Origin of the sequence: Sporosarcina soli, from assembly GCF_042655805.1 — a bacterium.
In the GTDB taxonomy this organism is placed as follows: Bacteria; Bacillota; Bacilli; order Bacillales_A; family Planococcaceae; genus Sporosarcina; species Sporosarcina soli.
This window is the reverse complement of record NZ_JBHSNO010000018.1, coordinates 38869-55030: the sequence shown is the minus strand read 5'-3', so window position 1 is coordinate 55030 and position 16162 is coordinate 38869. Positions and strand designations below refer to the sequence as shown.

The 16162-nt window shown below is 42.8% G+C and carries 11 protein-coding genes and 2 riboswitches; of the genes, 8 read left to right on the top strand and 3 right to left on the bottom strand.

All coding sequences use genetic code 11. The features are described 5' to 3' along the window. The first annotated feature begins 44 nt into the window (after positions 1-44). The 3 genes from ACFPRA_RS23365 to ACFPRA_RS23355 all read left to right on the top strand — a co-directional run bounded on the left by ACFPRA_RS23365 (position 45) and on the right by ACFPRA_RS23355 (position 4071). Positions 45-1685: a hypothetical protein gene (locus tag ACFPRA_RS23365; protein WP_381440140.1), complete on the top strand. Its 1641-nt coding sequence runs from the start codon at positions 45-47 to the stop codon at positions 1683-1685. Between the two features lie 20 nt (positions 1686-1705). Further along, complete coding sequence (locus tag ACFPRA_RS23360; RefSeq protein WP_381440138.1) at positions 1706-2383, top strand: DUF2642 domain-containing protein; 678 nt, start codon at positions 1706-1708, stop codon at positions 2381-2383. 332 nt (positions 2384-2715) lie between these two features. Next, a complete protein-coding gene (locus ACFPRA_RS23355; protein WP_381440135.1) occupies positions 2716-4071 on the top strand; it encodes an arsenic transporter in 1356 nt (451 codons plus the stop codon). 689 nt (positions 4072-4760) lie between these two features. Here the strand turns inward: ACFPRA_RS23355 and ACFPRA_RS23350 are convergent. After that, entirely contained in the window at positions 4761-5543 is a 783-nt protein-coding gene (locus ACFPRA_RS23350) for an alpha/beta fold hydrolase (RefSeq protein WP_381440133.1), read from the bottom strand. A 238-nt stretch (positions 5544-5781) separates the two neighbouring features. Here ACFPRA_RS23350 and ACFPRA_RS23345 point away from each other — a divergent pair, with 238 nt between their 5' ends. The 3 genes from ACFPRA_RS23345 (at position 5782) to ACFPRA_RS23335 (ending at position 8987) form a co-directional block, all read left to right on the top strand. After that, positions 5782-6531 (top strand): (Fe-S)-binding protein, encoded by a 750-nt coding sequence (locus tag ACFPRA_RS23345; RefSeq protein WP_381440131.1) that lies wholly within the window; start codon positions 5782-5784, stop codon positions 6529-6531. A gap of 309 nt (positions 6532-6840) precedes the next feature. After that, a complete protein-coding gene (locus tag ACFPRA_RS23340) occupies positions 6841-8271 on the top strand; it encodes a LutB/LldF family L-lactate oxidation iron-sulfur protein (protein ID WP_381440128.1) in 1431 nt (476 codons plus the stop codon). Next, the gene (locus tag ACFPRA_RS23335; RefSeq protein ID WP_381440126.1) at positions 8268-8987 is read left to right on the top strand and encodes a LutC/YkgG family protein; all 720 of its coding nucleotides are present in this window, start codon (positions 8268-8270) and stop codon (positions 8985-8987) included. Before ACFPRA_RS23340 ends, ACFPRA_RS23335 begins: the two co-directional genes overlap by 4 nt. 170 nt (positions 8988-9157) lie before the next feature. Here ACFPRA_RS23335 and ACFPRA_RS23330 read toward each other — a convergent pair whose 3' ends face one another. Continuing rightward, positions 9158-9355: a hypothetical protein gene (locus tag ACFPRA_RS23330; RefSeq protein ID WP_381440123.1), complete on the bottom strand. Its 198-nt coding sequence runs from the start codon at positions 9353-9355 to the stop codon at positions 9158-9160. A 215-nt stretch (positions 9356-9570) separates the two neighbouring features. Next, positions 9571-9677: riboswitch (SAM riboswitch) on the top strand. A gap of 307 nt (positions 9678-9984) precedes the next feature. On the opposite strand from ACFPRA_RS23330, the gene ACFPRA_RS23325 reads away from it, so the two are divergent. Together ACFPRA_RS23325 and metE are read left to right on the top strand one after the other, a co-directional pair. Next, positions 9985-11847, top strand: coding sequence for a bifunctional homocysteine S-methyltransferase/methylenetetrahydrofolate reductase (locus ACFPRA_RS23325; RefSeq protein WP_381440234.1), 1863 nt, complete (start codon positions 9985-9987; stop codon positions 11845-11847). 38 nt (positions 11848-11885) lie between these two features. Further along, a complete protein-coding gene (gene metE / locus ACFPRA_RS23320; protein ID WP_381440121.1) occupies positions 11886-14180 on the top strand; it encodes a 5-methyltetrahydropteroyltriglutamate--homocysteine S-methyltransferase in 2295 nt (764 codons plus the stop codon). A gap of 239 nt (positions 14181-14419) precedes the next feature. Here the strand turns inward: metE and ACFPRA_RS23315 are convergent, their stop codons facing one another. Further along, on the bottom strand, positions 14420-15898 hold the full coding sequence (locus tag ACFPRA_RS23315; protein ID WP_381440119.1) for an MFS transporter: 1479 nt from the start codon (positions 15896-15898) through the stop codon (positions 14420-14422). A 73-nt stretch (positions 15899-15971) separates the two neighbouring features. Next, positions 15972-16155, bottom strand: a riboswitch (SAM riboswitch). Positions 16156-16162: the final 7 nt, after the last annotated feature.

Here is a 16162-nt window from a genome sequence, read left to right as displayed (position 1 = left end):
GGGAGTTAGAAGCGACGATATTCTATGAAGGAGGCGCCCTGAAATTGCGAGAGCAAAAATTTGAAAGAGCATTAGGCGACCTTAAAGACATGAAAATTGGTTTGTTTCTTAGCAATCATCAATTTGTGGAAGGCGTTTTGTTAGCTGTAAAACAAGACCATTTAGTTTTCGATGTAAATCAATATGTTTTTTACATCGCACGTCAACACATTCAGGCTTTTTCAAAGAATGCAAAAGACTTTTGCATATCGTCTCGGATTGTTCCTTATCTTGACAGACTGTGCTTGACAGATATTTTAAACGTTATGAAATATAGCTGGGTTACTATTAATAGTTCGGGAAAACAAACACTTTTCGGGGTGTTAAGTAAAATATCCGAAGATCATATCACCTTAATCAATGATGCGGAATTACTCTATATTCCAAAATCCTATATATTAACCATTTATAGCGAAATGTCTAATGATCAAATTATCAAAGCGAATCATATGGAACTACTTGCTAGCCAAAAAACGCATCCAGCAACCATCAGTAAAGAGATAGATGAAATAGAGATTCATCAACCGGAAAACATTCAAGATGCCGTTCTTCAGTTGGATAATGAAACAAAATTGCCTGAACTCACTTTAGAAAAAGAGACAAAAATTATTCAGGGCGAAGAAGAGAAGGAAGAGCCACAGGTTGTTGGAAATGGGAGTCATGATCAGACGGAGATTTTGCAACAGCTTGAAATGGTAGGGAAACTGGATCTATCTAATAAAGATGAAAAGGATGAAATACAAGCAGGCAGCAGGCAAAAGAAAACACATCAAAATATTGTGCCTCATTCAACTGATGAAACAAAGGAATTATCCCGCATTGTAATGGAAAATAGATTGGATATTCAAGCAGAGAAACAGATTATAGAAGTGATAGATCTTGAATCAATTCGTATGGAAGAATCATTGGTTAAACTGGAGACTGAATCATCTGGATATTCCGTATTGGAAAAACAAGATTCACTAGAGTTAATCGTTCAGGATGCAGAATATTCGAACGAAGAAGTTGACCAAGAAGAATTGGAATCTATTTTTAACAATCGAAAAGAAGAGCTATTTTCCTATTATGAACCTCTAGATTATGAAAGAAGTTTTCCTCTTTCTGCTTGGAAAAACATTCAAAAAGAGCAAAAGGCAATGCCAAATCTCAATAACCAAGCCGGGAAAGAGGAATCTCTCACGCTTGACGACCATTCAATTCAGTTGAACGACAGCCCTGAATCTATTGAATTTTTGAATGCTCCTATAGATGAACATGATACAACGAATGAATCGGAGAATGATGATCAATCTGATTTTGTTGGAGAAGAATCCCAACCTTCTGATACGAACCATGTATTGAGAACGATCGGACAAATGAGCCCCGAAGAAGAGAAAGCGATGTTAGAGAAGCAATACTTTTCTTTAGCGAAGCATGCAGCGGAGAATTCACAGAATTTAGAAGAACGCTCTAATAGATTTGGATTCACTTTTCATCCTCCTGTAAATCGAAACATAAACAATAGCGGGAAAAATCATCAATGTATGGAGAGGTTTGAAAAAAATGCCTTCATCAGTTCGGAGGAAAGAAAAAGAGCCTCTGAAGAACAATACGTATCTTTGATGAATCATGCAGCAAAAATGTATCAGCAATTGAAAGATTCATAAGTAAAGAAGGAGATGGGGACTTGAATAAAATTATTCAAAGTCTTTTTCATGAAGTTATCCGCGTCGAGGTTTCTGGAAAGAAGAAAATGAATGGCAAGCTTATTGATGTGGGGAGCGATATGATTGTGCTTTTCAACGGGCTGGATTTTATGTATATCCCTTTAGATCATATTCGAAATTTTGGCTTGTATCGTGACAATGAAAATGTCGTTCAGGCACCTACAGAGTTACCGAGCATCGTAGCTGAAGAAAGTAAGGAAGATTTATCGTTTGAAGAGGTGCTTACTCAAGCGAAAGGGAGACTTGTTGAAATCTATGTGACAGGTAACCAATCCTTGCATGGGACGATAACAGGCATTATGAAAAACTATCTTATATTCCAATCTCCTGTTTACAAAACGATGTATATCTCATTAACGCATATCAAATGGCTAATTCCCTATGCTCAAAGTCATAAACTTTACGGGTTGGAGATCGACTCTGCCACTACACAATCGAACAATGAAACATTTGCTAGAACCTTTGAAGTTCAAGTTGAAAAATTAAAAAATAAAATCGTCGTGTTGAATGTTGGCGAACAAAAAAATTTTATAGGGAAAATAAATAATGTCGAAGAACAAATCATTGAGTTCCAATCAGCAAGGACTTCCCCTATCTATTTAAACCTGTATCATATAAAAACGATACATGAAGTATAACTTTGGTTCAATTTTGTATAGGAATTTTATAAGAGGAGATCCTTTTTCAGGCTGACGAGAAACTATCGACAGCCTATTTTTTGGGGAGACTTGCTTATCTAGTCGGTGAGAAAGTTAGTCCATTATCTCGAAAAAGGCAAGCCGTCTGAATAGTATTAATGCTTGTCCTAGGTGAAAATAATCTAAAAAATGGACGATTTTTTCATTTCAATTTCAGGAGGGGTGGACATACATCTCGTTTCATGTAGTTTGAGGTGAATATACATACAAGGAAACGGACAAACAATTCACTCGCGGGCAGTCTATTAAAAAGAAGGGAAATGTGTATATGTATGAGTTTCCAAATTGGAATAACCGGTACGGTTTTCCTAATAACAATGTTAGTCATCTTTTGGAGACCTAGAGGATTGAATGAGGCATGGCCTGCATCGATCGGAGCAGGAATTATTCTTTTAACAGGGATTGTCTCACGGGAAGACATACAAGATATCATCAGTAAAATTGGTGGTGCATCCATTACCATTATCGCAACGATTGTGATGGCTGTTATATTGGAGAGTTTTGGGTTTTTCCACTGGGCTGCTGCAAAATTAGCCAGACTCTCAAAGGGGTCAGGCTATCGTCTCTATTGGAATATCCAGTTACTTTGTTTTTTAATGACACTCCTATTTAATAACGATGGCAGTATCCTAATCACGACACCGATCTTAATCCTTCTACTTAAAAATATTCAATTAAAACCCCATCAACAAATTCCCTACCTATTAAGTGGTGCGCTCATTGCGACGGCGTCAAGTGCACCAATAGGCGTGAGTAATATCGTGAACTTAATCGCATTGAAAATCGTAGACATGTCACTTTGGATGCATACAGCAATGATGTTTGTCCCAGCAACGATAGGATTGTTGTTTATGTCCTGTTTGATGTATTGGGTCGTAAGGAACAAGTTGCCGAAAAAATTACCTGATTCCATTATGGATATTGAAGAATCCTTTTTCATTAAAAACTTTCATCCGCTGAAAACAAAAATACCTGTTGAAACAAAGCGCAAACGTACACGATTTATGTTGAAGATTTTGCTGTTTGTCTTTGTTATGCGTTGTCTCCTTTTTGTTGCATCGTATGTCAGCATTCCCATTGAAATTGTTGCGGTACTCGGATCAGTTCTTCTGCTTTTGTGGAGATGGTATCATTTACGGACGAATCCATTGGACATCTTGAAAAAGACACCTTGGCATATTTTTGTTTTTGCGTTTTCCATGTACGTGATTATCTACGGTCTGCATAATGTGGGACTTACAGCGTTGCTCGTACAATGGTGCGAACCGATTGTCAATCAAGGATTATTTCATGCAAGTTTTATCATGGGTGGTTTAGTGTCAATCCTTTCAAACTTCTTCAATAATCACCCGGCTTTAATGATTGGGACAATTACCTTGACTGAAATGGGGCTAGACCCGATCACCTTAAAGACCATTTATCTGGCAAATATTATCGGTAGTGATATGGGATCATTGCTTTTGCCGATTGGGACATTGGCGTCCTTGATTTGGATGCATATTCTTCGACGAAATAAGATAAAGGTTAGTTGGAAAGATTACTTGAACGTATCGTTGATCGTCATACCGATAACAACAATCGTAACATTGGCTTTGCTATACTTCTGGGTACAAATAGTATTTTCTTAATAGCAAGTTAAAGTCAAGTATAGGGTTTTAACATGTACGCAATTCAGTGGAGTAGGAAGTACTATAAGTAAGAAGTATTTCCTATATCTATTCAATCAAAGTCAAAATAAAAGGATCCATCATTAAAAACAACCTAATCCCTAACGATAAAGAGAATAGCAAGATATTTTTAATATGGTTCCTTAATTTGTGATTGAGTTAGATGGGAGAGATTGTAAAATAATCATAGAGTTATCTAGTTTCATTATTTCTGCATCACGATTAATAGTGGTGAAGATTAGCGGATCCACATGTAACGTTGGCTTGTTTCTTATGCTAACACTATTAGAGCATGATTGTACAAGTTTACACATCGTAAATAAATTCGAATTCATGTTGAGAAAACTTTTACCTCATTACGCAAATACATACTTACTTTTAGAAAAACGGAAATCATATAATTAAGTACTAAGTGATGGCGAGTGATGTCGGGAGTCATTCCCGAATCGCTAAGAAAGGAAATTCTTATTTCAAATTTTCTAGATTACTCCTCCTATGTATATGTTGTTATCATAAAAAGGGTACAACATTATTCGCTTTTTGCTGAAATTGACAGCATTATCGGGTTAGTAGTCGGATAAATAATAACACAGGCAGGTACCTATACAAACATTCGCGTTTGCATAGGTACCTGTCTCTTCTTACTCCTCTTATCCGATAAATCGTGCCAAGAGCTTATTGAATTTGTCACGTTCTTCCCAGAAAGGACCGTGTCCGCTATATCGGAAAGGGACAAGCTGCGAATTTTTTATCGCTTGATGAACCTCCTCGGCTTGAGCAAAAGGGATGACTTTGTCATGCACCCCGTGAATGATTAAAGTCGGTACCCCGATTTTCGGTAAGTCTTGATAGAGCTCTTCATCCCTCAAGGTGACGACGATAGCAGCGGTAGACCAACCCGCTGCCTGTAATCCCAATTGGAAGAACCACTGGGAGAAAGGTTCAGTGATATATTGGAAGAAAAAACTGTCTGTTACATTTTGCATCATTTTAGGGCGGTCATTCGCTGCTTCGTTGAGAAAGCGATTTGCAGTTTCCGCTGTAAAACCTACGGGTGCTGCAGCATCGACGAGAACTAGCTTACCTACTCCATAGCCGTGATAACGGGCCATATATCGGATGGTGATTGCCCCTCCCGTCGAATGTCCAACGAGTGTGACGTTGCTTAACTGGAGTGCATCGATAATAACCCGGAGATCATCGGCCAATCTGTCATAGTTATAGCCGCTCATCGGTTTGTCGGATCGGCCAAACCCTCTCCAATCGATGCCGATACATCGATAGCCCATTGCGGGAAGGACATCGAACTGATATTCAAACTGTTTATGATTCAATGGCCAACCATGTATGAACAGGATAGTCTTGTTGCTGGACGGGTTAATATCTTCGACATAGATATTAACCCCAGACTCCACGGTGATAAAATAGCCCATAATGATCCCTCCGTATTGTTTGATAGCTTATCTGCAGTTAAGATATTCAAAAGTGAGGTCGTAGGTGAATGCCTAGTTATTGTGATGAAGTAAATAGTCTATAAGCAATAGAACTACTATTGAGAGTTGTTTGTGGAGGTGTTACAGTAAATTCATACAAGTATTTTTATTAATTCAATTGAGACTAGAAGGAATGTACAGTGTTTGCAATGCATCCTATGGAAAAGGAGTGAATGGAATGAAAGTGACACTTTTTGCGACGTGTTTGGTTGATATGTTTCAAACGAGTGCGGGAAAGGCTACGGTGGAATTATTGGAACATCTAGGATGCACAATTGATTTTCCTGAATCACAAGTATGCTGTGGGCAGCCTGCTTATAATTCGGGGTATGTAAAAGAGTCCAAAGAAGCAATGAAAAAGATGATCCAAACGTTTGAACATGCGGAATATGTTGTTTCGCCATCCGGTTCATGTGCATATATGTTCCATGAATATCAAAACGTTTTTAAAGGGGATCCAGTTTGGGAGCCGAAAGCGCGGGCGCTTGCCGAGAAAACCTATGAATTGACGGAGTTCATCGTCAATGTATTGAAAGTGGAAGATGTGGGTGCGCATTTTGAAGGGAAAGTGACTTATCATACGTCCTGTCATATGACGCGGTTGCTTGGCGTCCAAGAGGCTCCTATGAAACTGTTGAAAAATGTTGTCGGCCTTGAATATGTTGAACTGCCGAATAAGCATCAATGCTGCGGTTTTGGGGGAACATTTTCAGTGAAAATGGCACAAATTTCTGAACAGATGGTCGATGAGAAAGTCCAGCATGCCGAAGAGACGGTAGCGGATTATTTAATCGGCGCGGATGCCGGCTGTTTGATGAATATCGGGGGGAGAATGGAGCGCGTTGGGACTCCGGTGAAAGTGTTGCATATTGCGGAAGTGTTAAACAACCGCTTATCTTCATTCAGCAGAAGACTCCCATCTCTATAGGTGTCAAGTTGAATGTGGTTTTGTTTTCCTGTACAGCGGGTGTTCAAACGCCTGCTGAACGAAGATAAAGCCTCCGGCGGATGTCATAGATTTTGAAAGGAGTTAAAGAGGGCAGTCTAAGTGCGCGACTTCCTAAAAGAAAAGTGCCTTACTTTCTGCAAAGATCGCAGAAATACGGCAAATCGAACCCTTTGCTGTTCGATTTGCAACGACTGCATGACCTACATCCTGTAGGCCTCAAGCTCGATTCAAAATCTAGACACAATTAGGCCGAGGCGTGATTGATTTAAAAGAGTGGGGTGAGCTAATATGCCGATGAAAGTCGGGACGGAAGATTTTAAGAATCGTGTAGATGCGGGGCTTCAGAATACATTTATGAGAGGCGCTGTTTCGGGTGCGCAGGATAGGCTGGAGGTCAGGCGGCAACTTGCGGCAGAGGAGCTTGGCAACTGGGAGGAGTGGCGTTCTTTAGGTGAAGAGATCCGTCAGCATGTACTGGAGAATTTGGATTTTTATTTGCACCAATTGAGCGAGAATGTGGCGAAGCGGGGCGGACATGTCTTTTTCGCATCGACTGCCGAAGAGGCGAACAACTATATTATGGGCGTCATGAAGGAAAAAGAGGCTAAAAAAGTTGTTAAATCCAAATCGATGGTAACCGAAGAAATTGACTTAAACGCCAATTTAGAACGGATGGGCTGTGAGGTCATTGAGACGGATCTTGGCGAGTATATATTGCAAGTCGATGATCATGATCTGCCCTCCCATATTGTGGCGCCGGCATTACATAAAAATAAAGAACAAGTAAGAGAGGTATTCGCTCGGAAATTGGGGTATACCGGTTCAGAGAAACCAGAAGAACTGACCAAGCATGCACGCAAAATGCTGCGAGATGACTATTTGACCGCAGATGTGGGCATTACAGGCTGTAACTTTGCGGTCGCTGAAACGGGTTCCATCTGTTTAGTGACCAATGAAGGCAATGCTGATCTGTCAACAGCGCTACCTAAAACACAAATTACCGTGATGGGCATGGAGAGGCTTGTCCCTACATTTGAAGAGCTGGAAGTGTTGGTCGGCATGCTAGCGAGAAGCGCTGTCGGTCAAAAATTGCCGAGCTATGTGACGGTGCTAACGGGTCCGAAAGAGGAAGGGGCTGTCGACGGCCCTGAAGAATTTCATCTTGTCATTGTGGACAATGGACGGTCGGACATATTGGGCGGTGAATTCCAATCGATTTTGCAATGCATCCGCTGCGCAGCTTGTGTCAATGTTTGCCCGGTTTATCGGCATGTCGGCGGACATTCATATGGCTCCATTTACTCGGGGCCAGTCGGCGCCATTTTGTCACCTTTACTTGGAGGATACGATGACTATAAGGAACTCCCTTATGCTTCCACATTATGCGGGGCGTGTACGGAAGTTTGTCCGGTGAAGATTCCCCTTCACGAACTGTTGCATAAACACCGACAAGTGATTGTTGAAAAAGAAGGAAAAGCACCGATTTCGGAAAAGCTGGCGATGAAGGCGTTCGGGTTGGGCGCAGCATCTCCCGCGCTCTATAAAATGGGGTCCAAAATCGCACCTGCGGCTATGAATCCATTCACAGTTGGCGATAAAATTACCAAAGGTGTCGGACCGTTAAAAGCATGGACCGAAATCCGGGAATTCCCAGCACCTCACAAAGAACGGTTCCGTGATTGGTACAAGGAACGTTCGAAAGGAGACGATGAATCTTGACTGGGAACATTCAAGGGAGGGAAGCCTTTCTCACTAAAATAGCCAAACAGCTTGGCAGAGAGAAAGTCGCGACCGATATTATCAGACCAAAGTGGCGTCACCAACCTCAGGACAAAGTTTTACAAGGGGCTAGTCCCGATGAGTTAGTAGACGTGTTGGCAAAACAATGCCAAGTGATCAATACGGATTTTGTTGTGACAACCAAAGAACAACTAGCGTCCGACTTGCATCAAACGATTGTAGCCTATGGAGGAGGCCCTGTTGTTACCTGGAAGGATGCCCGTTTTGAACAATTTGGGCTCACTCCGCTACTGAAGGATACGTTACCAGCTGAACAAATCCCCGTTCATGAATGGGAAACCGCTAAAGGGAAAGAAAATATTGAGCTTGTCGAGCGGGCGAATGTTGGAATCACCATCAGTGACATCACATTAGCGGAATCGGGCACAGCGGTTCTATTCAGCAGTAAAGACAAAGGGAGAACCGTCAGTTTTTTACCGTTGAAATCGATCATCATCATTCCAAAAAGTACGATCGTTCCACGCATGACCCAAGCAGCGCGAATCATTCGGGAAAAAACGGCTAACGGCGAATACTTGGCTTCCTGCATCAACTTTATAACGGGGCCAAGCAATTCGGCCGATATTGAAATGATTCTTGTCGTCGGCGTTCATGGACCGATGAATATGACGTATATAGTTGTGGAAGATTTATAAGCAGAATCTAGATTCATAGAACTCAAAAAACCGTGTATGGAGTATTCCGTCCACGGTTTTTTATACAAATTGAAATACCTTTATCTATATAAGTTTTTCTTGGAATTAATGTATAATTTCCGCAGAGGGCGCGGTAATTATACAAACCGAACTCTGCACTGTTCGGTTGGCTAAGGAACCATCGGTATGAGTAAGGCGATTATAGCAAGGATAACCGCGGTCCATGCTAAACCTTTTTGTGGGGAGAAGAGACCAATAATACCTAAGACGAGCGCGATGCCTCCCAGCCAAAACGGGGCGTAAAAAAATCCGACGACAGCAAAAATAATGGCTAACCAGCCGATCCAAATACCATAGGAAGCTTTCAAATTCATCACCTCCGTTCTAAAAGAATTGGAAGAACAATTTACTTTATACTATGCACACTACCTTGTTTTTGCTTGGTCTATTTTCATGTGTTTAGAGTGTTAGTTGCTAATTTATTTTCGGAAAATCAAAGATCTTTTTGAAAAAAGGTTGCATTTTTTCTGATTAGCGTATATTATCGTTAATAACGAAATAAGCAAATAAAACTAAATAGTTTTTCTTATCTAGAGAGGTTTAGGGACTGGCCCGATGACGCCTCAGCAACCACCATTTTGGTACGGTGCTAATTCCAGCAAGTCCTTTAAACGACTTGATAGATGAGGAAAAGACTTGTTCATATGAAGAGTCTGCTCCTTTATGTATAGAGGGGCGGATTCTTTTTTGATTTGAATCAGCAGGGAGTTTGGACTCCCTGCTGATTCAAATCAAGCCTCCGGTGGATGTCACGGATTTTGAAAGGAGTCAATTGTGGCGATGGCTAGTGCCTTAATTTCTGCAAAGAACGTAGAAATACGGCAAATCGAACCCTTCGCTGTTCGATTCACAATTCAAAATCCGGAGCAATTACGCTGAGACGTGATTGATTTATATGAAAGTAAAAACCAAAGTGGGAGAGGGGAATGTGAAGCCGTTGAGTTTATTAGATACGTTGAAGGACCGTGTTTTGATAGGAGATGGAGCGATGGGGACATTGCTCTATACGACGGGCGTGGACCGCTGTTTTGAGGAGTTGAACTTGACGCAACCTGAACAAGTGCAACATATTCATGAGGCCTATATCGAGGCGGGGGCGGATGTGATTCAAACCAATACGTATGGAGCGAATTATATCAAACTGGCCAGATATGGTTTGGAAGACCATGTAAAGAAAATCAATCAGGCCGCGTTCCAAATTGCCAAGAGAGCCGCTCGGAAGGGGACATACATCCTTGGCACGATTGGTGGCATCCACGGAACTCAAACGACAATCGGAACGGAAGAGGAAATTAAACGTAGTTTCCGGGAGCAACTGTATTGCTTGCTCTTAGAGGAGGTGGATGGTCTTCTACTGGAAACGTATTATGATTTCGAGGAATTGAAGACCGTCTTGAAAATCGCTCGGGAAGCGACGGATATTCCAATCGTAACAAACGTCTCCATGCATGAGGCCGGTATTTTGCAAAATGGAATAGAGCTGGAGGATGCTTTGCAGCAGTTGGAAGATTTGGGAGCGGATCTGGTTGGTATCAACTGTCATTTGGGGCCTTACCATATGTTGAAATCATTGGAAACTGTGCCGCTTCCAAAGCGTGCCTTATTGGCGGTCTATCCCAACGCCAGCTTCCCTGAATACCGGGATGGCAAATTGTTTTACGAAAATGAACCGGCCTATTTTGAAAATTATGCGGCCAGTTTTCGGGAACAAGGGGTCCATCTGATCGGCGGTTGTTGCGGAACGACACCTGAGCATATCCAAGCACTGACAAAAGGGTTGATCAATCGGGACCCGATCCGTGAAAAGGTCATCAAAGTGAAAAAGCCTAAAGTGACAGCATCCAAAGTAAAAGGTCCACAAGCCCCGTCGCTGTTGGAGACGGTAAGGGAAAGGCACTCGATAATCGTTGAATTGGATGCACCGAAACATTTGGATACGCAAAAGTTCTTCGAAGGGGCACATGCCTTGCAAGATGCAGGGGTCGATGCCATTACATTGGCAGATAATTCATTGGCATCGCCACGGATTTGCAATACGTCCATGGCTTCGCTCGTTCAGCAAAAGACTGGGGTCACTCCGCTTGTCCATATCGCTTGCCGGGACCGGAATCTGATCGGTTTGCAATCGCATTTGATGGGGCTTCATACATTGGGCATCACTGAATTGTTGGCCATTACAGGAGACCCGACAAAAGTGGGCGATTTTCCGGGAGCGACTTCTGTTTTCGATGTTACCTCGTTTGAATTGATTCAACTGATCAAGCAGTTTAACGAAGGCATTTCATTGTCCGGGAAGTCGTTGAGAGAGAAAACTTCTTTTACGGTGGCGTCCGCTTTTAATCCGAATATCCGTCATCTGGAAAGGGCTATTCCGAGATTGGAGAAGAAACTGGCGTCAGGAGCTGATTATTTCATTACCCAGCCGATTTTTAGCCCTGAAAGAATTGAAGAGGTGTATAAGGCGACTAAACATATAGGAGCACCAATGTATATCGGAATTATGCCCCTAACCTCACCTCAAAATGCCGAATTTTTGCATAATGAAGTGCCGGGCATCAAATTGACAGATCAGGTTCGTGCAAGAATGGCGGCCACCGCCGGTAATCGGGAACAGTCTACGATCGAAGGGTTGGCGATTGCGAAAGAGCTGATCGATGTGGCGCTGGAGCATTTCCACGGTATTTACTTGATCACGCCTTTCATGCGTTACGATATGACGGTTGCATTAACGAAGTATATCAAGGAAAAAGTGCCCGCAGTAAAGGGGGTGATTCGAACAGAAAGTGCTGTACATGGATGAAATGAAAAAATACTAAGTAGACAAAGGGGATTATTTACATGGTAAATGTACAAAGTTCGACGATTGGTTATCCAAGAATTGGTGGGAAACGTGAATGGAAAAGAGCGTTGGAGCGTTTTTGGAATGGTGATATTTCGGAGGCTGAGCTGCTCGCAACGACAGAAGAACTCCGTTTAGATAGCTTGGCAAAACAGCGGAAATTAGGCATCGACTTAGTGCCCGTAGGAGATTTCTCCCTATATGATCACGTATTGGATACATCGATTATGTTTGGTGTCGTTCCAAAGCGTTTTGGCTATACAGGTGGAAAAGTGTCTTTGGAAACTTATTTTGCCATCGCTCGTGGAACGAAAGATGCAGTCGCATCTGAAATGACGAAATGGTTCAACACGAATTATCACTACATCGTACCGGAACTTGAAGGCATCACGCCGCAATTGGTGGAGAATCGCCCACTCGCTTTCTATAAAGAGGCGAAAGAGAAACTAGGCATCGATGGCAAACCGGTATTGTTAGGGCCTGTTACGTATATTAAATTGGCCAAATCCTATGGAAATGAAAATTTTGCTTCTTTATTGCAAGAATTTACACCATTATATGTTCAAGTTTTGCAAGAACTTGCAGAGGCGGGGGCACAATATGTGCAAATTGATGAGCCGATTTTGACGAAGGAGTTGTCGGCGGAGGAAATCGAGCAAGTGAAAAAAGCCTATACGGCGATGAGCAAAGCTGTGCCGCAATTGAAAATCATCTTGCAAACTTATTTTGAAAAGATCGCAAACTATGAAGCGGTCGCTGCATTGCCTGTACATGGATTAGGATTGGATTTTGTGCATGGCGATTCGCTTTCATTGCTACAAAAGTATGGGTTCCCAAAAGATAAGGTCTTGGCGGCAGGTGTCATTGATGGTCGTAATGTCTGGCGTGCCGATTTGGACAAAAAAGTGGCACTCTTGCAGGACATCCTAGAGCATGTTGAACAAGAACGACTGATTGTGCAATCATCTGCATCCCTTTTACATGTCCCGGTTAGTACGGAGCCTGAAGAGAAATTAGATCCGGTCATTAAAGGTGGTTTAGCTTTTGCGAATGAGAAGATCGCTGAAATCGTCCTGTTGACGAAAGGCGTACAAAAAGGGGGCGCAGCGATTACGGCAGGACTTGAAGAAAGCAGAAAAGCCTTGGCTGCACTGAATAATTCCAAATATCGCCAAAATACAGAGGTGAAAGAGAATGTTGCCAAACTGACGGATCAGGACGTGAATCGCGCATTGCCATTCGCGGAAAGGATTCAGGCGCAAGAGCAGCGCTTTCAGTTGCCGCTATTGCCGACAACGACGATCGGAAGCTTGCCGCAAACACCAGAAGTACGGCAGACGAGATCGAAATGGCGCAAAGGCGAAATAACAGACCAAGCGTATGAGCAATACATCAATAGCCAAATCGATAAATGGATTGCCATTCAAGAAGAAATTGGCATCGACGTCCTCGTCCACGGAGAATTTGAAAGAACGGATATGGTGGAATACTTCGGTGAGAAATTTGCTGGATTTGCAGTGTCTGAGTTCGGATGGGTCCAGTCTTACGGTTCCCGCTGCGTTAAACCACCACTCATTTTGGGAGATGTTGCGTTCAGCGAGCCCATTACTGTGAAAGAAAGCGTCTATGCACAATCGTTGACTAAGAAGCCGGTAAAAGGGATGTTGACAGGTCCAGTAACGATCTTGAATTGGTCCTTTGTGCGTGATGATATTCCACGTTTCGATGTGCTGAACCAAATTGCATTAGCTCTACGTCAGGAAATCGAAGCGCTTGAAAAGAGCGGCATCCGCATGATTCAAGTGGATGAGCCTGCATTGCGCGAAGGCTTGCCACTCGATCCGGAAAAACATAAGGCGTATTTAGAGGCAGCCGTCTATGCCTTTAAACTGGCGACCGCGTCTGTTCAAAATGACACACAAATCCATACACATATGTGCTATTCGGAGTTCAACGGAATCATCGATTCGATCAGTGCATTGGATGCGGATGTCATTTCCATTGAGACTTCCAGAAGCCATGGAGAAATCATTTCGGCATTTGAAAATAACACCTATGACAAAGAAATTGGCCTTGGCGTCTATGACATCCACAGCCCGCGTGTACCAAGTAAAGAAGAGATGAAACAAAACATCCATCGCGCGCTCCAAACGATTCAACCGACCCAATTTTGGATCAACCCGGATTGCGGTTTAAAGACGCGAAAGGAAGAAGAAACGATCGAAGGATTAAAAGTGATGGTCGAGGCGGCAAAAGAAGTAAGAGAAAGCCAATTGGCTACCGTTCAGAAATAAAAGGAAAAGGCTTTCCCCGTTTAAATGGATGGGGGAAGCTTTTTATTATCGGCGGAACTCCCTGTGATATTAGAGCTTATTACTTCATTATCGGCGCCTGGAGGATAGATATCAGCGATTCCCCTACATATATTGGCGCTCAATAATCGTTTATTGGCGAATCGGGACTTTCCTCCCGCCTGAAGTTATAGAACTCAAATGAAAAACCGCCTGAAGGGTCAGGCGGTTTTAATGGTGGATCAATTCTCCGCTTTCACCGGAGATAATGCAGTCTGGCGAACTTTTTGACTGGAGACGGCGAGCACGAGTACGAGACCTGCTGCCATCAATGCGCCGTCAAGCATGAGCGGCATTCCCCAACTACCTGTACTATCCCGAACGACACCGGAGACGACAGGGGAGAGTACTGCCCCGATTTCAGCAACCAGATTGAGCATGCCGAACATGGATCCTTTGCTTTTTTCAGGTGTCAAATCTGATGCCAACGCGTGGGCCACCGGTTGCAAGGCGAAGAAGAACAATCCTGAGACAAACAACATGATGGACATGACGACTGGATTATTATGCCCCATCATGACGTAAGCGGCGAAAACGAAAATAAGGATGGTCAGAACACCGGTCAGCACGGCGAGTACATTGCGCCGCCCATTCGGACGATCTGACACGAGGTCTGAGATTTTGCCGCCAAGAGGGAAACCGATAAGACCAGCTAATCCGTTAAATGAAGCGACCAATGCTGCCGCCATCAACGCGCCGCCGCCAAAATCTTTGACGATGGAGACGGACCAGAAACCATAAAACCATAAATGCCACATGATTGGGATGAAGAATAGGTACAACAAGAACAAATTTTTATTCGCCAATAATGGCTTGATTTCGGATTTCTTTGTTATATATAAATATAAAATGAGCAGCGGGCATAGTGCCGTAAGAATAATTGCAATCGCTATGGAAGAAAGCCCTAGTTTGACAGAGAAGAAATAGATCCCCATGACAATGACTAGGAAAACGGCGGAGTATAGGGTCATATATAAGAACCCTTTTCCGAATTGAGCTTTTATTCCTGGAGAGGATGAATCTACAGCCACGCCAGGAGTAGCTTTTGGTTTCAAATACTTTAATAGAATGAATGCAACGATTAGTGTTATGCCTCCTGTTACGAAGAAAGGAAAACGCCAAGCATTGTGATTCATAAACGGTTCCGCTAGGGTGATCAGATAGGGTACCCCTAGCGTGCCTGCCGTCAGACCTAAAGACACACCGGTAAGCGCGATACCCATCCCTAATCCGACTTTTTTCGGAGGGCTATGATAGGCGATATAAGAGCGGTCATTCGAATAAAAAACACCTTCACCAAGTCCTAGTAATACTCTGAAAAGAATAAAGGCAATCAGACCGCCTACGATTCCTGTCAATAAAGTGGCAATCCCTGCCCAGAAGATACTTAAGATGATAATGGCGCGATAGCCAAAGCGGTCTCCTAAATAGCCGCCTGGGAATTGCATCAACATAAAGCCGGCAAAGAATAGACTGCCGATCAATCCGCCAATGGCATGCGGATTGGCTACGTCGGCAAAGAAAGAGACTTCATTTTCAATCATATAAGTGATGATTGGGCCTGTAGCTACACGGTCGATATATGAAACGAACCAACCTAAAAAGAGCAAGCCCCAAATTGTGTGATATCGTTGTAACCCTTCTTTTCTCAATTTCCACACGTCCTGTTCTATGTTATTCGATATAAAAAACCTCTCCATTTTTCGGACGGAGAGGTTTTCGAAAGAAGATCCTCTCTTATTTTTCAAAGCATATCGCTTTGCAGGATTTAGCACCTATTTAATGATCCTCATCAATTACGCCTCGGCGTAATTGCATCCGGATTTTGAATTAGCAGGGAGTTTGAACTCCCTGCTAATTCAAATTAAATGGTTGCCGGGCTTCATCGGGCCAGTCCCTCCGCCGCTCTTCATAAGAGATTTAAT

Excerpts from the sequence above, each read along its gene's own strand:
- ACFPRA_RS23345 (WP_381440131.1), top strand. The coding sequence starts at position 5,782 with ATGAAAGTGACACTTTTTGCGACGTGTTTGGTTGATATGTTTCAAACG.
- ACFPRA_RS23350 (WP_381440133.1), bottom strand. The coding sequence starts at position 5,543 with ATGGGCTATTTTATCACCGTGGAGTCTGGGGTTAATATCTATGTCGAA.
- ACFPRA_RS23340 (WP_381440128.1), top strand. The coding sequence starts at position 6,841 with ATGCCGATGAAAGTCGGGACGGAAGATTTTAAGAATCGTGTAGATGCG.
- metE (WP_381440121.1), top strand. The coding sequence starts at position 11,886 with ATGGTAAATGTACAAAGTTCGACGATTGGTTATCCAAGAATTGGTGGG.
- ACFPRA_RS23355 (WP_381440135.1), top strand. The coding sequence starts at position 2,716 with ATGAGTTTCCAAATTGGAATAACCGGTACGGTTTTCCTAATAACAATG.